We start from the raw sequence: 20,202 nt of genomic DNA, 5'->3' as shown, positions 1-20,202 counted from the left end.
ATTTCATCAAGAAGGTGCAGAGCCAGGACACCATCGCCCGCACCGCCGAGGGCGGCGACAAGCTGGGCGTGTTCACCGGCGCGTACGCCATGAACCCGGTGAACGGCGAGTCCATCCCGGTGTGGTCGGCCAACTTCGTGCTCATGGATTACGGCACCGGCGCCATCATGTCGGTCCCGGCGCACGACCAGCGCGACTTTGAGTTCGCCCAAAAATACGATCTCAACATCCGCGTTGTCATCGAGCCGCCCGACGGCACCCGCGACCCGGATCACCTGAAGGAAGCGTTCACCGAGGAAGGACCGATGATCCAGTCCGGCGGATTCGACGGTCTCGTCGGTGAAGAAGCGCGGCTCAAGGTATGCGAATACCTGAAAACGAAAGGCATCGGCGAGCGCACCATCAATTACCGCCTGCGCGACTGGGGCGTGTCGCGGCAACGCTACTGGGGCACACCGGTGCCGATGGTATTCTGCGACGCCTGCGGCACCGTGCCGGTGCCGTACGATCAATTGCCGGTCGAGTTGCCGCTCGACGCGCAGTTGGGCGAGCGCGGTCAGTCGCCGCTCAAAACGCTGGACAGTTTCATTAATACAACGTGCCCGAAGTGCAACGGTGCGGCGAAGCGCGAGACCGACACGCTCGACACCTTCATCTGTTCGTCGTGGTACTTCGACCGCTACACCTCGCCGCAGGCTGACGACGCACCGTTTCAAAAGAAAGCGGTCGATTACTGGATGCCCGTCGACCAGTACATCGGCGGCATCGAGCACGCCATCCTGCACCTGTTGTACTCGCGGTTCTTCCATCACGTTTTCCGAGACCTGGGGCTGGTGCAGTCCAACGAACCGTTTTCGCACCTGCTCACGCAGGGCATGGTCATCAAGGACGGCGCGAAGATGTCGAAGTCGAAGGGCAACGTGGTCGATCCCGACCGCATCATAGAACGCTACGGCGCGGACACGGCCAGGCTGTTCATCCTGTTCGCCGCACCGCCGGTGAAGGATCTCGAATGGAGCGACCAGGGCGTCGAGGGCTGTTCGCGGTTTCTGAAACGCGTGTGGCGGCTGTTTGCGGAGCTTTCGGATTCCGTGCAGGGTGTCGAACCCGGTAACGGCGGCGATGCGCTTCCCGACGAATTGAAAGAGCTCCGGCGGCAGACGCACGTGACCATCAAGCGCGTCACGGAAGACGTGGAAAAACGCATGCAGTTCAATACGGCGATCGCGGCGACGATGGAATTCATCAACCACCTTTACACGTTCAAAGACTGGTGGAATGCACAGAAGAACGCCTCCCCCGAACACAAGGCCGTGTTGCGGCAGGCGGTGGAGTCGTTGATCCTCGTGTTGAGTCCGTTCGCGCCGCACATCGCGGAGGAGATGGCGTCGCGGTTGAAATTTTCCAAAGCCACGCACGAATGCGCGTGGCCGGTGTTCGAGGCGCAGCACATGCAGGCCGACGAGATGACCATTGTCGTGCAGGTGAACGGCAAGGTGCGGCAGAAGCTGTCCGTGCCGTCGGAGATCGCCGACGACGACCTCAAACAGCAGTGCCTCGGTGACGAACGCGTCCGCGAATGGCTGAACGGCAAGGAGCCAAGGAAGGTGATCGTCGTTCCCAAAAAACTGGTGAACATTGTTGTATAGAGCTCCGATGATGACCTTGCGCGCCGCTTTCAGCTTACTCTTTCTTTTCCTCCTTCCCGCCTGCGGGTACCAGCTGGCGGGCACGGGCGCGTCGCAACTGCCGCCGCACCTCAAGACCATCGCCATTCCGGTGTTCGACAACGTGTCGCAGGAACCGACGATCAACCGCAACCTCACCGAGCGCATACGCCAGTCGTTTCTGCGCGACGGCCGTTTGCAACTGGTGAGGAGCACCGCGAACGCCGACCTCGTGCTGACCGGCAAGCTGACGGGATACTCCATCCGCGCCGTGGCCTTCGACGACCGGGACGTGGTCACCGAGTACTGGGTGTACATCGACATCGACGTGCTGGTGAAGGACCAGGTGAAAAACCGCACACACCTCAAGCAGACTCTCAAAACGCGCTGGGACTACCGCCCGAGCATCAACGTCATCGACGCCGAGGCCTCCCGTCAGGCGGCGTTCCTGCAGGCGTACCGTCTGCTCGGCAACCGGCTGGTGAGCCTCATCATCGACCAGTTTTAGGAGCCCGCGCCGTGACCGCACTGGAACTCATCCGCGCCCTGAACAGCGGCACGCGGCATCCGGTTTACTTTCTTTACGGCGAAGAGGATTTCTTTTCGCGCGAACTGTTGCGTCTGCTCACCGACCAGATCATCACCCCGGACAACCGCGACTTCAACTTCGAGACCTTTGAAGGCAAGACGAGTCATCCCAACGACTGGATCGAAGCGGCAAAAACGTTTTCCTTCCTGGGCGGCGACAAGTTGATCATCGTGCGCAATCTGGAGGAAGCGTCCTTCGCCGACGTGGACATCCAGGCGTTGATCGACTACACGAAAAACCCCGCGCCCGGCGCGTGCCTCGCGCTGACCGCGCGCAAGGCCGACCGCAAACGCAAGTTGTACAAACATCTCGCGGGCCTGCCGGGGGCGGGCGACTGCACCGCGCCGAAAGAGGGGGAGCTTGTGATGTGGATCAAGAACCGCGCCAAGAGCCTGGGCTACACGCTGGAGACCGACGCGGCGCAGACCTTGCTGTCGCGCATCGGTCCGAAGCCGGGCATCCTGGCACAGGAACTGGACAAAGTGATCACCTTTGGCGGAGGCAACAAGACGCTTTCGCAGTCGGCGGTGGCTGAGGTGGTGGGGGCGATCAAGCTGGAGTCCGTGTTCGATTTGACCGACGCGCTGAAAGAAAAGAACGCCGACCGCGCATTGCACCTTCTGCGCAACCAACTGGCGCACGGCGAGGAGCCAGTGAAAGTGCTGGGCATGATCGCGTGGCAGTTCCGTTTGATCTGGGAAGTGAAACACCACCAGCAGCAACGCGTGCCGCGCCAGCAGATCGCGAAGGCGATGGGACAGAAACCGTTTCTGGTCGACCAGGCGCTCCGCTTCACCGGCAACTTCACCGAACGGCAACTGCGCAACGGATTTCAAAGCCTGTCGGAAGCGGACATCGAACTCAAGTCCACCGGCAAGGCGCCGGAAGGCATTCTCGAGTCACTGGTCCTCAAACTCTGCGCGAAAGCGGAGTGAAACACCTGGGCCTTGCGGACCCGGAGTTAAAGACGTGCAAGGAATTATAAAGATGGTGGCGGTGGGTCAACCAATCCGCCTGGGCGAGCCGGGAGGCTCAACCGGAAGCGGACAGTTTGTTGACCTGCCGGGCGAGGCCGGAGATCTTGCGCGAGGCGGCACGCTTGTGCAGGACGCCTTTGCTGGCGACGCTGGAAATCGTTTTGGTCGCGTTGTGCAGAGCTTTCTCGGCGGCGTCCTTGTCTTTCTTGGCGACCGCTTCCAGCACTCTCTTGGTTTCATTCTTCACGCGCGTGCGGTTGGCGGTGTTGCTTGCGTTGCGTTTGATGTTCTGACGGTTCCGCTTGAGAGCGGATTTATGGTTGGCCAACGAAATTCTCCTTGATAAAACAAATACCTGGAACGGGTTTTCGGGAAAATGAAAGAAAGTATCTTACCCCATCCGGCCCGGCTTGAGAAGGGGAAAATCGACCGAATCCGCTCATTCCGCGCCGATGGCCTTCAGCCCCGCCCGGGCGCAGGTTTCGTCGAACTGGTCCCCCGGCGCGCCTCCAACGCCAATGCCGCCAACCAGTTGCCCGTCCAATTTGATGGGAAGCCCGCCACCTAAAATCAGGATCTTGTCGTTCATGTCCCGCAATGCCTGGATGCGCGGCACCTTGACCAGCAGTTCGGCCAGTTCCATGGTGGGGCGTCCCAGGCTGGCGGACGTGTAGGCTTTCTTGAAGCTGCTGTCGGGGGTGTGTGCCCCGGCCCCGTCATGCCGCAGCAGCGCCTTCACGTTGCCGCCGCGGTCCACCACCGCGACGCTCACCCGGTAATTGTTCCTGGAACACTCGTCCAGGGTCGCCAACCCGGCCTTGATGGCCAACTCCAGCGGCAGAGCCTTGATCTCCGGCAGGGCGTTCGCCTGTCCTGTTCCCGGCAGGGCGAAACTCAGCATCAGCGCCACCACTCCCATCGCTTCAAAAATTCCAGCACGTTGTCTCATCGTTCACCGCCTTTCCACCATTTGGCAATCATTGCTGAAGATGCCCGTTAAAAAACCCTTCCCGCAGGGACATCCCAAAGCCGCGGGAAGAGCGCACGCCTGTTACTCCATAAAATATCGTGGCCGACCGCGCGCAATCAACCGGAATTTGAATGTCCGCCTTGCTTCCTCACCGCGTCGCGGGGTGGTACAATGCCCGTCCTGACTTCAATTTGAGGAGTCCCCGTGCGCAAACACATTATTCTGACTCTCCTGTTCTGCCTGGTTCCCCTGCGGGCGTGGGCGCTGGAAGTGACCCCCTACCTCAACCTGTTCCCAGTGAATCCCGCTTTTGTGATGGGGTCCAAGCTGAAAAACCCCAGCACCGGCGCCACGGTGGCCGAACCGGATTACAACGTCAGCCTGGGTTTCTTCGGCGCTTTGGGATTGATGTTCAACGAAAGATTTCTTCTGGAAGTCGAGGTCGGCACCACCACCCTGGAGATCGGTTCGCTGTCCGGGGCGCAGGGGGAGGAGGGAGACCAGTTGAAATTCGACAACCTCCTCGTCAACGCTTATTACCGGAGCCGCGGCTGGGCCCACGAAACAGGATTGTTCACCTACCATTATTATTTCGGCGGCGGCGCCGGGCAGGCGAAGCAGGACCTGTTCCTCGCCAACGTCACCCGCGGAAGCGACCAGTCGATGGCCTGGCAGGCGGTGCTGGGGCTGGAGCTCGCACCCACCCACATGCGGCAAGGGGTCAACGGTTCGCTTCTGTTCCAGTACAAATTCCTGTCCATCGCAGACGGGCAACTGGGCGCGGTGGAAGCGGGCCACAACGCACATTTCCTCTCCATCGGCATCCGCTTTTACTGATCCCGCCACGCGGGGAGGGAACCGGGTAATGCCAAGTGCGGGAACGATGGTCGAAGAGCCCAATCTGAAATGCAACCTGCCTCCTCAGGCTTGGCCTGCGGGGCCGGCATTTCTCCATGCGGGGCACCCCTCAGTTTCTATATAATGAATAGATATTCCTTCGAAGGAGCATTGGACCATGCCCGTATCGCCGGAAACCGAGAAAATCCGAATCGGGGTGAGCAGTTGCCTGCTGGGCGATCCGGTTCGCTGGAACGGCGACCACAAACGCGACCGCTACCTGACGGAAGTGCTGGCGACTTTTTTTGAATGGGTGCCGACCTGCCCGGAAGTGGACGCGGGCATGGGCACGCCGAGGGAAACCGTGCAGTTGCACGGCACGCCGGAGTCACCGCGCATGGTGGGAACAAAAACGGGCACCGACTGGACCGCCGCCATGCGCCGCCTGTCGAAAATGCGCTCCCACGAGCTGGCCAGGATGGACCTGTGCGGTTACATCTTCAAATCGAAATCGCCGAGTTGCGGCCTGAGCCGCATCAAAGTGTACACAAACACCGCCACCGTGCACCACAACGGGCGCGGCCTTTTCGCCGAAGCGTTCGTGAATACCTGTTCGCGCCTTCCGGTGGAAGAGGAAGGCCGCCTGCACGATCCTAAAATCCGCGAAAACTTCATCGTCCGCGTCTTCGCCTACCACCGCCTGCAAAATTTGCTGGGCGAACGCTTCTCCCGCGGCGCACTGGTGAAATTTCACACCGAGCACAAGTTTCTTCTGCTGGCGCACAGCCGCAAACATTACAACGCACTGGGAAAACTGGTGGCCGAGGCCAAACAGCATTCGCCTGCGGAATTGAAATCCCGATACGCCGACACCTTCATGGACGCGCTGGCGGTGAAATCGACGATCAAAAAAAACGTGGATGTCCTGCAACACATGCTGGGATTTTTCAAAAAGGAACTGTCGGCGGAGGAAAAGGGAGACATTCTGGAAACCATTGAGGACTACCGGCAGGGCCTCGTGCCGCTGGTGGTGCCGGTGACGCTGGTACGTCATCATGTTCGCACGCACAAGATAGAGTACCTTGAGAACCAGGTGTACCTGAACCCGCATCCGAAAGAACTGATGATCCGCAACCACATCTAGCGCCCGACAATATGGATTCAAATCGTTTTTCGATTCGGCAGAACTTCAATCCTTAAAGGAGCTTGTTTTATGACTGCACTGTTCCGCACCGCTCTCGTTCTTGCGGCGGCCCTTTCATTATTTGCAACGTCTGCTTTGGCGAAAGAATCTATCGAAAAGGAAGGCGTCTTCATCCACACGCTGCAGGAATTTCCTGACTGCCGCGCGGACACGGTAAAACTCAAATACCACATCAAAGAAGAAAACGGACAGCCGCACGTTTCCGCCGCTTTTCAATGGCAGGCAAACAAAGAAAGCTCCCCCGACTGCATGCCGAAAGACGTGAAGATCGCCCTGCAACTTTTCAGCCGAACGAGATTGGTCAAGAACATCAATTTCCAGCCGGAGATTTTGAAGTCGGGAGAAGGTTACGGCAAGCCGGATACAAGCGTGCGCAAGTGGGACAAGTTTTTGTGCGGGTGGGGCCGCGAGGACGTGAACGACTGTTACTCTGAAGAAGAAGCCAAAAAGTTTCTGAACTCAGGGTACAAGATCATAGGCTTTTATGTATGGCGGTGAGGGTTTCTCACCTCACGGCCAATTTGCATTATAATGTTTGCATCACCACGAAATTCAATTTTGGGGCTGTGGCGCAGTTGGGAGCGCGCTTGAATCGCACTCAAGAGGTCGGGGGTTCGAATCCCCCCAGCTCCACTTTTCTTAAAGGCCTGGAGGAGGGCCTTGTTTCTTTCCAAAATCAACATGCGCCTGCGGGTTGACCGTCGGGCCGCGCAAAGAGGGGGAAACCATCCATGACCGATCCGGTTCGGCCTGACAAAATCATGCAGATGGGTCTGGGTTTCTGGGGGTCCAAAGTGCTTCTCAGCGCGGTGGAACTCAACGTCTTCACGCACCTTGGGCAAGACTCTTTTTCACTCGAAACCCTGATTGAAAAAACAGGCCTCCACTCCCGCTCCGCCCGCGATTTTTTCGACACGCTGGTCGCATTGGGTCTGCTCCACAAGGAGGACGGTTGTTATTCCAACACGGCGGAGACGGTACAGTATCTGGACCGTTCCAGTCCGTTTTACATTGGCGGCTTTCTGGAAATGGCCAACAGCAGGCTTTACCGGTTCTGGGGCGATTTGACCGAGGGACTGAAAACCGGCCTGCCGCAAAATGAAATCAAGCACGGTGAACCGGGTTTGTTTGAGGCCGTGTATGGCGATCCCGCCAAGCTGAAAGAATTTCTCCGCGCCATGACGGGACTCAGCATGGGGGCCAACGTCAACGCCGCCGCCAAGTTTCCCTTTGAAAAGTACAAGACCTTCATCGACATAGGCGGCGCGCAGGGGGGACTGCCGGTGCAGGTTGCGCTGAAGCATCCGCACATCACCGGTGGCAATTTCGATCTGCCTGTCGTGCAACCGGTGTTTGATGAATACGTTGCCTCATTCAACCTTTCCGACCGCCTTAAGTTTTTTCGCGGAAACTTTTTCGAGGACGACCTGCCGACCGCCGATGTCCTCTCCATGGGACACATCCTGCACGACTGGGATTTGAATGAAAAACACACGCTGATCCGAAAAGCCTATGATGCGCTGCCCGAGGGCGGCGCGTTGATCATCGTCGAGTCCATCATCGATGACGAACGCCGGGAGAATGCGTTCGGCCTGCTGATGAGCCTCAACATGCTCATCGAAACGCCGGGCGGATTCGACTTCACTGGTGCGGATTGTTGCGGGTGGATGCAGCAGGCGGGGTTTCAAAAAACCGAGGTCGTGCACCTCGCCGGACCCGACTCCATGGTCATCGGCTTCAAATAGTTCGTAAGTTATAAAAACAAAAAGGACCGGAGAAATACTCCGGTCCTTTTTATTACAACCAACATTCATTACTACTTCTGGAACACAGGGTAGCCGAAGGTGTAGATCCATTTGTCGGCGTCAGCGGCATGAGCCGGGGCCATGTCCCGCGCGGGGAGGTGGCATCCCATGCAATCCTTCTTGTAGTCGGTGGACACGGTTTTCGCCGGGTTGTCCGCCATGAAAAGCGACCACGCCCAGCCGTCGCCCCACAATTTCGAATCCTGGAAACGGCCTTCCGTGTCCCGCACCAGCACGAACCAGCCCTTCAGATCCGTGGCGTGGCTCACCGTCGGGCCGGTGGTCATTTCCATCGTTTTGGTGCCCAGCAGTTCCTTCACCAGCACCGCGCCATCGGGGAATTTTTCATGCTCCTGATAATAAGCGAGGGTTTCCGGTTGCGTGTACACGACGTGGTATTCCTTCGCGCCGGGCTCGCCTTCGGTGTTTGCGTGCGACCAGGTACCGAGCACGGGCCAGCTTGTGTATCCTTCCGGCACGCGGAGGTCGCCGGATTTCATATCGACATTCGGGGCAAAAGGCTTACTGCCCGCACCCAGCAACACACCCACCGCACCGAGGGCCAGCAGGAACAGGAACGCACGAATCACAACTTTTGTTTTCATCATTGAACACTCACTATCAGGGTTTAATGAAATGGGTAAACAGGGCGACTTCGCTCCGCCCTACGGCTTTTGTTCTAACCTGCGCTTGGTAGGCTCTCGCAACCGGTCCTTACACCCTGAGGAAGAAAATTTTTATCCCTTTCGTTTTAAAACAGAAAAAGCCCGGCCTCACCGCCGGGCTTTTTACTTTGTATGAATCGAACCGCACCAGGTTCTGCGTTCTTCGTCTTCTGTCAGATCATGTATTCCTGCGCGAACCCCTGTTTCACCAGCGTCTCGTTCAGCGACTTGCCATCGACAAAAATCTCACACAGCCAGCGGCCGTACTTTTCCCGTTTGTCGGAGTACACCTTCACCTCCACCCAGCTTCCCACCGGAATCTTTTTTTCACAAAATCGGACGCCGCCTTGCCGCGCTTGTATTCTGCGCTGGTGCGCTTGACGCCATACACCTCCGGCGTGTCCACCCCCAGCAGGCGGAAGCGTTCGCGGAACGTCACTTTGAAACCCACATCCACATCCAGCTCAATCGTATCCCCATCGACCACGCGCTTCACCCGCGCCCAGTACTGGTACGGCTCCACCACACGGGGCTTGTTCTCCGCCGTCAGTTCCCGCTTCATCTTGTTCATGACCTGTTTGGATTTGTTAGAAGGCATGCTCGGACACCGCAAATTTTGTGTTTACAATCGGGGCCGCCCTTTAAAGAACAGGGAGACGCCGCTCCGAAAGCGGATTCCAGGAGAAAAAGGAACCGCCCATTTTGGCAAAAGATATATTGTTAAACCGAAACATGCAAACAGAAATATTAAGGAGTGCCTAATTCTTTGAGCAGAAACAAAAAGGTTCCGGCCGGAACCGGAACCCCTTCGCCATGGTTTCTTTTATCCCAAACAGGGTTACTGGCGGAAGCGTGAGAAGACGAAATCGTGACCCTCTTCCGCGGTGTGGCAGCCATAGCAACCGGCACCGCCATCTGTAACGATGCGTTTCGTCTGGCTGTCACCGGCGAAGGCTTCGAAGCCCCAGCCGCCGGTTTTTCCGAACGCGGACGCGTCCTTCTGCATCACGCCGATCAGCTTGCGCCCGTCCTCCTGCAGCGTCTTGCCGGCCTCCTTGTAATTGAGCAGGTCGAACACCAGCACCGATCCATCCGCGAAAGTACCGGTTTCAAATCCTTTCGCCGCCTTCGGGTTGGCATACACGTGATGAATGCCCTGAAAGGGATTTTCCAGCGGGTGTCCGGGCTGAATGACCATCGACTTCACATGCGTCCAGTCGCGGTAACCATCCGGGTAATCCACTTTGTCTCCGCCCGCCTGCATCGGCGAAGCCATAAACAGCATTGCGCCTGCAAGCAGGCCTGCTAACAACCGGTTCATCGTCTCGTCTCCATTGTGAGGTTGAGTGAATTCATGCATTGATTTTTTAGTATCGAATCGATACTATTTAGAAGATACGGGGAACGAAATACTTTGTCAATTTCTTTTACCTTGGCTACAATGCATCCATGAGCGCGTCTCTACTACACGACTATATAGAACGGATTTCCCACCTCATCCGCTCCGAAACCCGCATCGCCGGAACCGACTTCGACCTGCAACCCATCCAGCTCGACGTCCTGCATTTCCTCACCCGGTCCAACCGGTATTCCAACACGCCGCAAAGCGTGACCGATTACTTCGGCCTGACCAAGGGCACGGTGTCGCAGACCATCAAGGCGCTGGAGAACAAGGGCCTGCTTTTGAAAACGCCGGACAAGAAGGACGGCAGGAAGGTGCACCTCAGTGTCACCCGCACTGGCAGGAAACTGCTGGACAAGGCCATGCCCGCCCGGGTGGTGGCGGGCGCGTGGGGCGAGCTGGCCGAAGACGACCGCGACCGGCTCCTGGCCGACCTCAGCCAACTGCTTGCCAAAATGCAGGAAGCCAACGGCATGAATGCCTTCGGCGTGTGCCGCACCTGCCGCTTCAACACTCAGGTCAGCGACACCAAATTCTTCTGCGAACTCACGCAGGAACCGCTTTCGGCCACCGACGTCACCCTGCTGTGCCGCGAACACACCATCCCAACAGAAGAAGCGGAAGCGGCGAAGATCGAAGCGGCCGAACGGTAAGCCCTCCCCTCACCCGGTCATGCGGAGGGCGCAGGCCCACTCCCGGCAACCAACCCGCAAAGAATCATGAACGTCTATAAAACGTGGAAACCGTTTGAAGGCATCCCGGCGCCGTTGTACCTGGAGTCGATGGTGAAAGACGGCGACGGCCTGCGGCTGGCTCTTTACGATGGATCGGTGGAAGGGCGGCGTCTGCGCATCCACTTCAAAGACGTACTGGCGTTTCGCAATGCGAACGAGAAGTGTTTGCTGAAAACCTGGGAAGAGAACGAGAGCTGGGAGGGTCACTCCAGTCTGTTGATCGTCGAGGACTCGGAGTTTGTAGAGTGGTTGCACGAGCAGAGTTTCGGCATGTTTGCGGATCGCGCCATCACCCATTACGCCATCTACACCCCCGACGACTGCCTCGAAATTCTTTCGGATCAAGAGCCGGAAGTGGAATGGACACCCGGATAGGGTTATATGAAAGTTATTAAACTTACAATCGACACCAATCTTGTAAATGTTAAAAACTCGCTGCCGAGCATGAACACGTTGGAGCGGTGGGAGGTTGAAGGGAAAGTTACACTTATTGGGACAGAGCGCCTAAGAATGGAAACGGAAAATCATCCAAAGCAAACCAAAAAGTTAATTCCATGAAGAATGTTAGTGAGCCTGGTGTTTATGGCGTTTCCAGATACGGTAGGTCTAAATATGGAAAGAAGAGTTCTTGTCCTCAATTTGCAGAGTTATCTGAAATTTTATTTTTAAATATAAAAGACAAAAAAAAGTTGTCCAAAAATCAAATCAACGATGTCATGCACTTAATGGCACACGCTAATGCTAGAAATGACATCTTTCTTACTTCAGACAAAAAAGATTTTATTGCCAAAGGGCGAAGAGAAAAATAAAGGAAAAATTTAACATCGTGATCATGACACCTGAAGAAGCGGTAGAATTTCTTTCAAATGAATTCAGTTGGAATTGATTGATATTAATAATTCCCACAAACTGTTTAATTCCCCCCAAAATCACTTTTTCCTTCCTCCCGACATCACAAATTCCAAAGTGGTAAACTGAAGTGAGCGGTCCTTTATCCAGCGCCCATTTGGGTGCGCCTTTTGAGGAAGGATTGGCATCATGGAAGACAAACTCTTATTGGTTCTCGTGGGGTCGATGGTGTTGAACTTTTTCGTGCTGGGGATTTCCATCAACCGGCCGAACTCGTTCTGGCCGGTGTCCATGTCCGCCGTCTCCATCGCGCTCCAGGGGCACGGCGCTTAGGCTCATCGCCATCAGCTCCATCTCCTGAGCCGACGCCCGCACCGCCCACTCTTTCCGGTCGGCCCTCCCCGGCTGACCGACGCCGATCCTGCGCCGCCTCCCCTTTCCCAACCCATTGAAATCGCTGAACCCTCTACCCGCCTCGTTTCCTTCCGCGCCGCCCCGATTTCGTTTGAAAGCCAGTCTCACCGGACCTATGTTTAAAGTATGAACGAATGCGCACCGCCGGGCCTCGCGGAGTGATGGGATTCCGCCGGGGTCCCGCGCCGCTTTCGACCACAAGTCTTAACTGGAAGTGAGGTATCGCCATGAAAACCAAACGAATGGGTTTCATATTGATGGCGGTCTGTCTGCTGTTGGGCTGGGCCGTTGGCACCGCCGCCGCCCCGCCCACCGAGGAAATATCGACCGAGGAATGGATCCTGACGCCGGGCACCGCCGCGAGCTGCCCGCATGATTTCATTCTGGAAAACGCGGACACTGAAGCCGTGGAACTGCAACTCATGCTGGGCAACGAGCCCTTCATGATCGACCGCATCGAACCGAAGGATGCGAAAGCCTACGGCCTGCACCATTCCCTTTCCGAAGCGATGACAGAGGGCAGGGACGTGGATAAGGACGACTGGGCCACGGTGCTCCACACCGGGGAACAGGGATCTCTCCGGATGTACTGCATGCAATGACGGGCAGTGCCCTGCATGAAAAAGCCCGGCCTCCGGTTATCCGGGGGCCGGGTTTTCATTTGGATGGATACAAGAGTGCGGGCGGCGTCATCCGCCTGTGATGTCGTCCACGGCCTCCGGCACGGTCCATGAAAAAAACCGTCCCGTCATCACCGCATCGAACCAGTGCTGCCACGCATCGCCACTTTTCAGCGGCGCGAGCGACAGCGCCTCGTCGGTGAGGCGTTCCCTTTTTTCCAGCGTCACGATTTCGATGTCGCCGCGCAGGCGTTGCAGGGTGGCGCGGACGCGTTTGCCATCTTCCAGCAGTTCGATGCGCACCGTGCCTTCGCCGTCCTCGCTGTCGAACACGTGAGCGTCGGCGCGGCGGATGTCGCGCGCTCCTGCGGAGAACAGGATGGGCCGGATGAACTGCGCCCGTTGACCTTTCACCTGCGTGGTGTGCACCACCACCGCGTGCATGGTTTCCTCTCCCTGCCACAACCAGACCTGGGTGAGCGTGACGTGTGCGCGGCCGCGTTCTGTGAGCTTGCTGTACGTTCCCAGGTACCGCAACGCTCCGACCTGCGGCGTATCATGTTTGAGCGGCGGCGGTTCCTTGATAAAAACCAGGTCCGGCGGCGCGCCGCCTGTCGTGCGTACGGGGGAGACCTGCACCAGCGTCATGCGGTCCGGCGCGACCGTCGATACTTCAAACAGGTACGCGGGCAGGATGTCGTGCGTGGTGGCGATGCGTCCATTCTGCACCGCGCCTTCACCGCCCAGGCATTCGGTATCGCCGCACGAGTAAAAGGCCCACACTTCGTTTTTTGCGTTGATGACGAGACGGCTCGGCGGACTGCCTTCTTCGCGCCGCCAGTGCCCGGCAAGCAGGTTGTTGTCCGCTTCCAGTTTGCCGAAGGTGCGGCGCAGGGTTTCCGGATCGCGAAAACGCGCTTCGAACAAAAGCCGGTTGGCTTCGAAGAAGTTGGCGGTCAGGCGATCGGATTCCTCATTCAGGCTCCATATTTCATAACCCACGCCGAGGAGCGCCACCAGCGGAAGGACCAGCAACGTCAGGTGACCGCCGGCAAGGCCGGCCCGCTTCCGCGCCAGCACCAGCGACGTGGCGCCGATGAGGTGGCCCAGCAACGCCACAAGGATGACGATGAAGATATCGACGCGGATGGGACCGACCACCGTCGGGCCCCACACGAAGGTCATGAACACTTCATAACCGGTGAGCAGGGCACCCAGCACCGCGGCGGCGATCAGTCCCTTGCGCCCGCCCTTCACCTTCCACGCGGGAATGGCGTAAAGCAGGAGGCTGGCGATCGCCGTCCAGTAAAACCACAAAAATGCATTCATATTTTTATCATCCCGGGGTCCGCGCGCTCATGATCCCTGAAAACGATGCGTATTGCATCGGATCCCGTGGATGCGCGTCCGGATGCCTTTATAAATTTCCATGACCACCAGGATCGACATCGCGATGGCCAAAAGAAAAATCCATTGATTCAAAAACACCGGCTTCACCCCCAGCACTTCCTGAATGCCCGGCGTGTACATGGTCAGGATATGGATGCCCTGCGCGCCCAGCGTGCCGAACAGCAGAATCGGGTTGTTCATCGGGTTGATGGAAAACGCGGAGCGGGTTTCCGATTTGCAGTTGGCCACCATGATGTTTTCAAAAAGTACCATGAGAAGCAACGTCAGATTGCGGTTCGATTCGATATCGACCCCGGCCCGGTGCATGTAATAAAAATGCAGGAACGCGAAGGCACCCATCACCGCGGCGGAAAGGCCGACGCGTTCCAGCATCAACCGGTCAAAAACGGGCTCGTCCGGTTTTCGGGGCGCCCGGGACAACTCATCCCCTTCCCCCGGTTCGAACGCCAGCCCGACGTCCTGGATTCCGTTGGTCACCAGGTTGAGCCAGAGGATCTGCACCGGCGTGAGGGGCAGGGGCGTGTTGAACACCAGGCTGAGGGAGAACATCAGGATTTCCGCCGCACCGGTGGCGACCAGAAGGTACACGACTTTTCGGACGTTGGCGTAAGCGATGCGCCCTTCCTCGATTCCGGCGACGATGGACGCGAAACGATCGTCGGTGAGGATCAAGTCCGAGGTTTCCTTTGCCACGTCGGTACCGCTTTTGCCCATGGCGATGCCCACGTTTGCCGCCTTGAGGGCCGGAGCGTCGTTCGCACCATCCCCCGTGACGGCGACGAACCGTCCCAGGTCCAGCAGGTGACGCACGATCTCGAGTTTCTGCTGGGGCTCGACACGGGCGAACACGCGGGCCTTCTGGATCAACGCCGTTTTTTCTTCCGGGTTGCGGGCTTCTTTCAACTTCACACCGGAAACGACGTCTTCCATGGTGCCGGCCAACCCCAGTTCGCGGGCGATGGCCAGCGCCGTCTTGGGATGGTCTCCGGTGACCATGGCCACATCGATTCCCGCCTTCCGGCAGGCCGCAACCGCATCCGCCGCTTCCGGCCGCAACGGGTCGATCATCCCCACAAGGCCTAAAAAAGTGAGTCCCTGCATCTGGTCGATTAAAGGCGCATCCGTGTCCGGGCCGGACTTTCCCGCCAGAGCCAGCACCCGGTAACCGGCCTCCGCCAGGTGTTCGGCCTGCTCGACCACAGCCGGGACATCGACCGGGCATTCCCCCTCCAGGGTAATCATGGTGGCGCACATCGGCAGGATTTTTTCATAAGCCCCTTTGACGGAGATCAATCCCTCCTCCGGACTCTTGTGCAAGGTGGCGGCGTACTGGTTTTCGGGTTCGAAAGGAATCTCCCGGACCAGCTCGTACTGGTCCTGAAGGCTGTTTGGATTGATTCCGGATTTGTAGGCAAGGACCAGAAGCGCCAGATCGACGGCATCACCATAGCCTCCCCATGCCCCATTTTTGTGAAGCAGTTCCGCGTCATTGCAAAGGGCCCCCGCCGAAACCAGGGGCGCGAGGAGTTTTGACTGCAGGGCCGGCTCCAGGCCCTCCGCCGACCCAACCGCCCCTTCCGGCACCAGCCCGCTTCCCTCAACCGGGAAAGGCGACAGGCCGGGCAGGACGATCAGTTTGACGGTCATTTGATTGACCGTCAGCGTTCCGGTCTTGTCGGTTGCGACAAAGTTGCACGATCCCAGCGATTCCACAGCCGGGAGTTTGCGGACGATGACGTTGCGTTTCGCCATGCGCCGGCTGGCAATGGCAAGCGCCACGGTCAGCGCGACAGGCAATCCTTCCGGAATGGCGGACACCGCAAGAGCCACGCTGAACATCAGAACATCAAACCAGCCCTGCCCCTTCAAAAGCAGGTACGTGGCCATCATCAGGGTGATCAGCAGCAGGGCCACCGCGATGTTTTTTGTGAACGCTTCCATCCGGATCAAAAGTGGCGGCCTGGCAGACACCCCCGTTGCCAGGGAACCCGCGATCTTGCCCAGTTCGGTCTTGTAACCCGTAGCCACCACCAGCCCCCGGCCACGCCCGCGGGTGACCATCGATCCCGTGAAGGCCATGTTCTTCCGGTCGGCGAGCGGCGTGTTGGCGGCAAGCACCACATCATGGTCTTTGCCGATAGGCAGCGACTCCCCCGTCAACAGGGATTCGTCGATTTCAAACGAATAGGTGTGGATCAGGCGCAGGTCGGCGGGAACCTTCCTGCCCGATTCGAGCAGCACCACATCCCCCGGCACCAGGTTCTCCGCGTCCACTTCAAACACTTCGTTGTCCCGCTCAACCAGTGCTTTGGACGCGCTCATTTTTTTTAAAGCCAGCGCACTTTTTTCCGCGCCGTATTCCTGTACGGTGCCGATGATGGCGTTGATCAAAAGCACGGCTCCAATGAAAAGGGCGTCCGTGTAAACTCCAAGTAAAATGGAGATCATTGCAGCCACGAGGAGGACATAAATCAGGGGGTTGAGAAACTGCCGGAGGAAAATTTCTAGGACGGTCGGAGGCGGTTTGGCGGGCAGGACATTGCGCCCGTATTCCTGCAGTCGGGCCGCGGCATCTTCTGGGACAATGCCCTTTGGAGAAGAACGGAACCGTTGAAACGCACGGTCAACATCCAGCGCATGAGCGGGCTTGGCAGGTGTGTCCACGAATGCCTCCCAATCAAATTTTTTATCTGCCCGGCTTGGGTTTTGCGTGTTCACCGGGAGTCGGCCTGCAACCGGCGTCTGTTTCCATCCGGCTGCCACAAAAGGTCTCTCACACTGCCTGGCTAACAGGAGATGCTTACAGATAACTGCATTTCCCGACGGGATTCAATTCCAAAATTTTCATAACACCGTCCCCTTGATTCCAGAAATCGGTTGGGTGAACTCGATTTAACCTGAACCCCTTCCGGATTCTCTGCGCTGAAACCAGGAAGAAATTTTAACTGTCACCAGCGGTCAATTGATTGTAAATTTAACGCAAACCAGTCATCCGGAAACAAAACCCGAACTGTCATTCGATTTGCGAGAGGAGATGGCCAATGACCGATCCGATTTTAGAGCACCTGGGTCCGCTGGCGCCGCTGGCGGGAATCTGGGAAGGCACGAAGGGAGACGACACCGCACCTTCCGACGACCGCGGCGTGGAAAAAAACCTGTTCCGCGAACGCATCACCTTCGAACCGCTGGCACCCGTCACCAACCACGAACAAATCCTGTTTGGCCTGCGCTACGCCACCACGGCGTGGCGGCTCGAAGAGGACAGCCCATTTCATGAAGAACGTGGTTACTGGATGTGGGACGGGAGGGCCAAACAGGTGCTCCGCTGCTTCACCATTCCGCGCGGCATGAGCGTGCTCGCCGGTGGCACGGCGATGCCGGATTCCAGGTCCTTCGAGATGATGGCGGAAATCGGATCACCCACTTACGGCATCTGCTCCAACCAATTTTTGGACGAGGAGTTCAAAACCGTGCGCTACGAATTGAAGGTGGTGGTGCACGATAACGACAACTGGAGCTACGAGGAGGACACGCAGATCCAGATCAAGGGCCAGAGCGAATTGTTTCACCATATCGACAAAAACACGCTGACCCGCGTCGAGCTGTGAGGGCAAAAAAAAACCGGCGGGGCGAAAGGCCCCGCCGGTTCGAAAGTGGTTCGTTATGTTACCTCGGCTGAACCTTGGTGGCCTGCGGGCCTTTCGCGCCCTGACCCGCTTCGAAATCCACCGCCTGACCATCGGTCAGCGTCTTGAAGCCGTCCCCTTGAATCTCCGAAAAATGAACAAAATAATCTTTGCCATCTTCGGACTCGATGAAACCATAACCTTTGCTTTCATTAAACCACTTTACGGTGCCTTTAGACATACTCTTGCTTCTCCTGTTGGTGCGCACGCCTTGCCGGTGAGGTTCGGCGCGTGGCGCCCCGATTTTTATTGGGGTTGTTCATTCAAGGGTGCTTCATGGACAGCCTGCGGTTACAAAAAAACCATCCCGAGGGATGGCCGCGTAGAAAACTTCCTGTCTTAAACTCTACCTCACCCCGAGCGCAGGATTCCGGGAATCCTGCAACCCGTTGACTTGCGTCAACCCACATTGTCCCTACTACGGTAACACGCTTTTTTGGCAAAAGATATCGAAAAAAGAGCTCAAACGGATTCCTTATCCAGCTTCTTTTCCCATTGAAACACCCGCATGGGAGGCAGGTTGCGCCACTCCACCGCCGCCCGGGCCCGTCCGAAATGGGGTCGCGACAGCCTGGCTACGCGCCGGCTCACCTGGTAAGCCACAAACCGGCCTTTGGGAGCCAGATTGGCCGCAACGGCGGCCAGAACCCGGCTGCCATGTTCCGGGCTCATGGTACTGAACGGAATACCCGACACCACCACATCCGGCGTATCCAGCCCGTACGTTTGCAGGATGTTTTCCAGTTCCTCCGCCCGTCCCCGGTGGGCGATGAGCCGGTCGTCCTGGATCTGGTTGAGGGCGCGGTGAAAGCGGTCGTTGACTTCGATGCTGAGCAGGGTGGCTTCCCGGGGCATGGCACGCAGGATGGCCCGGGTGGTCCCGCCGGTACCCGCCCCCAACTCCACAACAGTCCCTGCCATGGCAACCCGGCCCCGCTCCAGAATACGTTGTTCCAGGAAACGGGAACTGGGAACGATTGACCCGATCTGCATAGGGTGTTTTAAAAATTCACGAAAAAACAGGAGTCCTCCATTCAAACCTTGGTTGCCGTTGTTTGATTTCATTGTGTTCGAGAGTGTGGTTGGCATTGAAAATACAATTTGGGTCGGGAATTCATTATACAGATCACACACGGGGCCGCAATCCACCCTGCCTTGACCCCGGGCTTCGACCCCACCACAAATGTTTCGTGTCGAAGTCTTGAACCGTTCCCATAAAAAATTTCTATGTCTAAAATATGGAAATCCAAACCTTTCTGCCCGGTAGCCGGGGCCCGGTGCAATTTAAACTTTTTTATGAATTTGAAGGCCTTACACTAATTTTATCCCTCATTGAGCCTGTTTTTGGGGCGCAGCGCCTTTTTTTACGCAAGCAGGCGGATGACACCGGTCTCAATCAATGGGAAAAAAACGCCGTCCGGGAACACGGCCATCAGGAATCATTAGAAGGGGAAAGGAGATGTTTTCAAACCAACTGCTTGAAAAAGGCAAAGCGGCTCATAAGCAGGGCCGGTATGAGGAAGCCATTCAATTTCTCGAGCAATTTCTTGAATCGAATCTGACTCAATTGGGCGAAAACCATCCGGTTGTTGCCGCCACGTGGTTCCGCCTGGGCCAACTTTGGATGGAAAGAGGCAACCCGGAACAAGCGCTGACCCAGTTCGCAAAGACCAGGGACAGCCAGATACGGAACTTGGGAGAAACCCACGTCCACTTGACCAACACCTGGAACCAGATGGCCGCCGCCTGCGTGGATCAGGGCGATTACGACCGCGCCATCGAATACCACCAGGAGGCTTTGAATATCAGCCTGCGACATTACAGCGAATTCCATCCTTCGGTCGCGTTGACCTGCAAGAGCCTGGGCATGGTGTGGTACCGCAAGGGCGATCTCGACCAGGCGTTGACGTATATCCAAAAAGCGTTGGGCGGTTTCCGTGTGATCTGCGCCGAGGACCATCCCCTTCTTGCCCAGACCTGGAACAACCTCGGTATGATTTGCGAAGCACAGGGCAATCACAGGGAAGCGAAGAGCTATTTTACCAAGGCCTTGAATGTGGCACGGAAAGCGGGACTGGATACATTGAAATTCACGCTCGAACAGAAACTGGAACAGGACGAAACGACTTCCTCCAAATCCCAAAGCTCCGAACCCCGAAAAGCGGCTCCGCGCAAGGACAGCTCCCATTCCCAATCCGCAAGCGATCCACAAAACCTCGTTACCGGCTGACTCCTTTTTCCTGGCCCCCGCAATTCCGTCTCTGCCGCCGGCAAACACTCAATTTGTACAAACCTAATTACGGCCTGCCTTCATCCAAATAGAAAGACGCCTCCGCGCTTTCGGTCCGGAAGGGTATCATGCTCCCGAACCGG

Annotated in this window: 24 protein-coding genes and 1 tRNA gene; 15 read left to right on the top strand and 10 right to left on the bottom strand. The window is 57.3% G+C overall.

What is annotated here, in order from left to right; translation table 11 throughout:
• From TX82_RS04810 to holA, 3 genes are all read left to right on the top strand, one after another.
• On the top strand, positions 1-1,649 hold a 1,649-nt coding region (locus TX82_RS04810), incomplete at its 5' end, for a class I tRNA ligase family protein (protein ID WP_042250564.1).
• Positions 1,650-1,656: 7 nt separating this feature from the next.
• Entirely contained in the window at positions 1,657-2,175 is a 519-nt protein-coding gene (lptE, locus tag TX82_RS04805) for an LPS assembly lipoprotein LptE (RefSeq protein WP_005007636.1), read from the top strand.
• Between the two features lie 11 nt (positions 2,176-2,186).
• Positions 2,187-3,191, top strand: a complete 1,005-nt coding sequence (holA, locus tag TX82_RS04800; protein ID WP_005007634.1) for a DNA polymerase III subunit delta — start codon at positions 2,187-2,189, stop codon at positions 3,189-3,191.
• A 97-nt stretch (positions 3,192-3,288) separates the two neighbouring features.
• On the opposite strand, the gene rpsT is transcribed toward holA, so the two are convergent.
• Entirely contained in the window at positions 3,289-3,561 is a 273-nt protein-coding gene (gene rpsT / locus TX82_RS04795; protein WP_005007633.1) for a 30S ribosomal protein S20, read from the bottom strand.
• 111 nt (positions 3,562-3,672) lie between these two features.
• On the bottom strand, positions 3,673-4,182 hold the full coding sequence (locus TX82_RS04790; RefSeq protein WP_144079084.1) for a GlcG/HbpS family heme-binding protein: 510 nt from the start codon (positions 4,180-4,182) through the stop codon (positions 3,673-3,675).
• A 225-nt stretch (positions 4,183-4,407) separates the two neighbouring features.
• Here TX82_RS04790 and TX82_RS04785 point away from each other — a divergent pair, with 225 nt between their 5' ends.
• The 5 genes from TX82_RS04785 to TX82_RS04765 all read left to right on the top strand — a co-directional run bounded on the left by TX82_RS04785 (position 4,408) and on the right by TX82_RS04765 (position 7,989).
• Entirely contained in the window at positions 4,408-5,040 is a 633-nt protein-coding gene (locus TX82_RS04785; RefSeq protein WP_005007630.1) for a hypothetical protein, read from the top strand.
• A gap of 178 nt (positions 5,041-5,218) precedes the next feature.
• Entirely contained in the window at positions 5,219-6,184 is a 966-nt protein-coding gene (locus TX82_RS04780) for a YbgA family protein (protein WP_005007629.1), read from the top strand.
• A 69-nt stretch (positions 6,185-6,253) separates the two neighbouring features.
• On the top strand, positions 6,254-6,742 hold the full coding sequence (locus tag TX82_RS04775) for a hypothetical protein (protein ID WP_005007628.1): 489 nt from the start codon (positions 6,254-6,256) through the stop codon (positions 6,740-6,742).
• Positions 6,743-6,804: 62 nt separating this feature from the next.
• Positions 6,805-6,877: transfer RNA gene (locus TX82_RS04770), tRNA-Ala, on the top strand.
• Between the two features lie 98 nt (positions 6,878-6,975).
• Positions 6,976-7,989 (top strand): methyltransferase, encoded by a 1,014-nt coding sequence (locus tag TX82_RS04765; protein ID WP_005007626.1) that lies wholly within the window; start codon positions 6,976-6,978, stop codon positions 7,987-7,989.
• 71 nt (positions 7,990-8,060) lie between these two features.
• Here the strand turns inward: TX82_RS04765 and TX82_RS04760 are convergent, their stop codons facing one another.
• The 4 genes from TX82_RS04760 to TX82_RS04750 form a co-directional block, all read right to left on the bottom strand.
• On the bottom strand, positions 8,061-8,657 hold the full coding sequence (locus tag TX82_RS04760) for a cytochrome P460 family protein (RefSeq protein ID WP_005007625.1): 597 nt from the start codon (positions 8,655-8,657) through the stop codon (positions 8,061-8,063).
• 230 nt (positions 8,658-8,887) lie between these two features.
• Complete coding sequence (locus TX82_RS16180; protein WP_187291912.1) at positions 8,888-9,004, bottom strand: thermonuclease family protein; 117 nt, start codon at positions 9,002-9,004, stop codon at positions 8,888-8,890.
• Positions 9,005-9,006: 2 nt separating this feature from the next.
• Positions 9,007-9,312, bottom strand: a complete 306-nt coding sequence (locus TX82_RS04755) for a thermonuclease family protein (protein WP_042250560.1) — start codon at positions 9,310-9,312, stop codon at positions 9,007-9,009.
• Positions 9,313-9,552: 240 nt separating this feature from the next.
• Positions 9,553-10,035: a cytochrome P460 family protein gene (locus tag TX82_RS04750; protein ID WP_005007624.1), complete on the bottom strand. Its 483-nt coding sequence runs from the start codon at positions 10,033-10,035 to the stop codon at positions 9,553-9,555.
• A gap of 128 nt (positions 10,036-10,163) precedes the next feature.
• On the opposite strand from TX82_RS04750, the gene TX82_RS04745 reads away from it, so the two are divergent.
• From TX82_RS04745 to TX82_RS04730, 5 genes are all read left to right on the top strand, one after another.
• The gene (locus TX82_RS04745; protein ID WP_005007623.1) at positions 10,164-10,769 is read left to right on the top strand and encodes a MarR family winged helix-turn-helix transcriptional regulator; all 606 of its coding nucleotides are present in this window, start codon (positions 10,164-10,166) and stop codon (positions 10,767-10,769) included.
• 66 nt (positions 10,770-10,835) lie between these two features.
• Positions 10,836-11,225 carry a hypothetical protein gene (locus TX82_RS04740; protein ID WP_005007622.1) on the top strand — a complete coding sequence of 130 codons (390 nt, stop codon included), beginning with the start codon at positions 10,836-10,838 and terminating at the stop codon, positions 11,223-11,225.
• Positions 11,226-11,404: 179 nt separating this feature from the next.
• Entirely contained in the window at positions 11,405-11,659 is a 255-nt protein-coding gene (locus TX82_RS04735) for a hypothetical protein (RefSeq protein ID WP_005007620.1), read from the top strand.
• 229 nt (positions 11,660-11,888) lie between these two features.
• Positions 11,889-12,032, top strand: a complete 144-nt coding sequence (locus TX82_RS16175) for a hypothetical protein (protein ID WP_187291911.1) — start codon at positions 11,889-11,891, stop codon at positions 12,030-12,032.
• Between the two features lie 308 nt (positions 12,033-12,340).
• Entirely contained in the window at positions 12,341-12,715 is a 375-nt protein-coding gene (locus TX82_RS04730; protein ID WP_005007618.1) for a hypothetical protein, read from the top strand.
• Positions 12,716-12,802: 87 nt separating this feature from the next.
• Here the strand turns inward: TX82_RS04730 and TX82_RS04725 are convergent, their stop codons facing one another.
• Both TX82_RS04725 and TX82_RS04720 read right to left on the bottom strand, forming a co-directional pair.
• A complete protein-coding gene (locus TX82_RS04725; RefSeq protein ID WP_005007617.1) occupies positions 12,803-14,062 on the bottom strand; it encodes a hypothetical protein in 1,260 nt (419 codons plus the stop codon).
• 27 nt (positions 14,063-14,089) lie between these two features.
• Positions 14,090-16,807, bottom strand: a complete 2,718-nt coding sequence (locus TX82_RS04720) for a cation-translocating P-type ATPase (protein WP_005007616.1) — start codon at positions 16,805-16,807, stop codon at positions 14,090-14,092.
• Between the two features lie 377 nt (positions 16,808-17,184).
• Between TX82_RS04720 and TX82_RS04715 the strand changes: the two genes are divergently transcribed.
• On the top strand, positions 17,185-17,751 hold the full coding sequence (locus TX82_RS04715) for a heme-binding beta-barrel domain-containing protein (RefSeq protein WP_005007615.1): 567 nt from the start codon (positions 17,185-17,187) through the stop codon (positions 17,749-17,751).
• Positions 17,752-17,809: 58 nt separating this feature from the next.
• Here TX82_RS04715 and TX82_RS04710 read toward each other — a convergent pair whose 3' ends face one another.
• Entirely contained in the window at positions 17,810-18,010 is a 201-nt protein-coding gene (locus TX82_RS04710; protein ID WP_005007614.1) for a cold-shock protein, read from the bottom strand.
• A gap of 281 nt (positions 18,011-18,291) precedes the next feature.
• Positions 18,292-18,750 carry a class I SAM-dependent methyltransferase gene (locus TX82_RS04705; protein ID WP_222822969.1) on the bottom strand — a complete coding sequence of 153 codons (459 nt, stop codon included), beginning with the start codon at positions 18,748-18,750 and terminating at the stop codon, positions 18,292-18,294.
• A 538-nt stretch (positions 18,751-19,288) separates the two neighbouring features.
• Here TX82_RS04705 and TX82_RS04700 point away from each other — a divergent pair.
• Positions 19,289-20,059 carry a tetratricopeptide repeat protein gene (locus TX82_RS04700; RefSeq protein WP_005007611.1) on the top strand — a complete coding sequence of 257 codons (771 nt, stop codon included), beginning with the start codon at positions 19,289-19,291 and terminating at the stop codon, positions 20,057-20,059.
• The last annotated feature ends 143 nt before the right edge of the window (positions 20,060-20,202 follow it).

It is taken from the genome of Nitrospina gracilis 3/211, assembly GCF_000341545.2.
Lineage (GTDB): Bacteria > Nitrospinota > Nitrospinia > Nitrospinales > Nitrospinaceae > Nitrospina > Nitrospina gracilis.
This window is presented reverse-complemented; position numbering and strand designations above follow the sequence as displayed.

What these genes read in the sequence shown, in the direction of transcription:
- TX82_RS04700 (WP_005007611.1), top strand. Translation starts at nt 19,289, where the DNA reads ATGTTTTCAAACCAACTGCTTGAAAAAGGCAAAGCGGCTCATAAGCAG.
- TX82_RS04750 (WP_005007624.1), bottom strand. Translation starts at nt 10,035, where the DNA reads ATGAACCGGTTGTTAGCAGGCCTGCTTGCAGGCGCAATGCTGTTTATG.
- TX82_RS04745 (WP_005007623.1), top strand. Translation starts at nt 10,164, where the DNA reads ATGAGCGCGTCTCTACTACACGACTATATAGAACGGATTTCCCACCTC.
- TX82_RS04730 (WP_005007618.1), top strand. Translation starts at nt 12,341, where the DNA reads ATGAAAACCAAACGAATGGGTTTCATATTGATGGCGGTCTGTCTGCTG.
- TX82_RS04790 (WP_144079084.1), bottom strand. Translation starts at nt 4,182, where the DNA reads ATGAGACAACGTGCTGGAATTTTTGAAGCGATGGGAGTGGTGGCGCTG.
- TX82_RS04780 (WP_005007629.1), top strand. Translation starts at nt 5,219, where the DNA reads ATGCCCGTATCGCCGGAAACCGAGAAAATCCGAATCGGGGTGAGCAGT.
- TX82_RS04765 (WP_005007626.1), top strand. Translation starts at nt 6,976, where the DNA reads ATGACCGATCCGGTTCGGCCTGACAAAATCATGCAGATGGGTCTGGGT.
- TX82_RS04775 (WP_005007628.1), top strand. Translation starts at nt 6,254, where the DNA reads ATGACTGCACTGTTCCGCACCGCTCTCGTTCTTGCGGCGGCCCTTTCA.
- TX82_RS04755 (WP_042250560.1), bottom strand. Translation starts at nt 9,312, where the DNA reads ATGCCTTCTAACAAATCCAAACAGGTCATGAACAAGATGAAGCGGGAA.
- TX82_RS04715 (WP_005007615.1), top strand. Translation starts at nt 17,185, where the DNA reads ATGACCGATCCGATTTTAGAGCACCTGGGTCCGCTGGCGCCGCTGGCG.
- TX82_RS04735 (WP_005007620.1), top strand. Translation starts at nt 11,405, where the DNA reads ATGAAGAATGTTAGTGAGCCTGGTGTTTATGGCGTTTCCAGATACGGT.
- TX82_RS04725 (WP_005007617.1), bottom strand. Translation starts at nt 14,062, where the DNA reads ATGAATGCATTTTTGTGGTTTTACTGGACGGCGATCGCCAGCCTCCTG.
- TX82_RS04760 (WP_005007625.1), bottom strand. Translation starts at nt 8,657, where the DNA reads ATGATGAAAACAAAAGTTGTGATTCGTGCGTTCCTGTTCCTGCTGGCC.
- TX82_RS16175 (WP_187291911.1), top strand. Translation starts at nt 11,889, where the DNA reads ATGGAAGACAAACTCTTATTGGTTCTCGTGGGGTCGATGGTGTTGAAC.
- lptE (WP_005007636.1), top strand. Translation starts at nt 1,657, where the DNA reads ATGATGACCTTGCGCGCCGCTTTCAGCTTACTCTTTCTTTTCCTCCTT.
- TX82_RS04705 (WP_222822969.1), bottom strand. Translation starts at nt 18,750, where the DNA reads ATGGCAGGGACTGTTGTGGAGTTGGGGGCGGGTACCGGCGGGACCACC.
- TX82_RS04740 (WP_005007622.1), top strand. Translation starts at nt 10,836, where the DNA reads ATGAACGTCTATAAAACGTGGAAACCGTTTGAAGGCATCCCGGCGCCG.
- TX82_RS04710 (WP_005007614.1), bottom strand. Translation starts at nt 18,010, where the DNA reads ATGTCTAAAGGCACCGTAAAGTGGTTTAATGAAAGCAAAGGTTATGGT.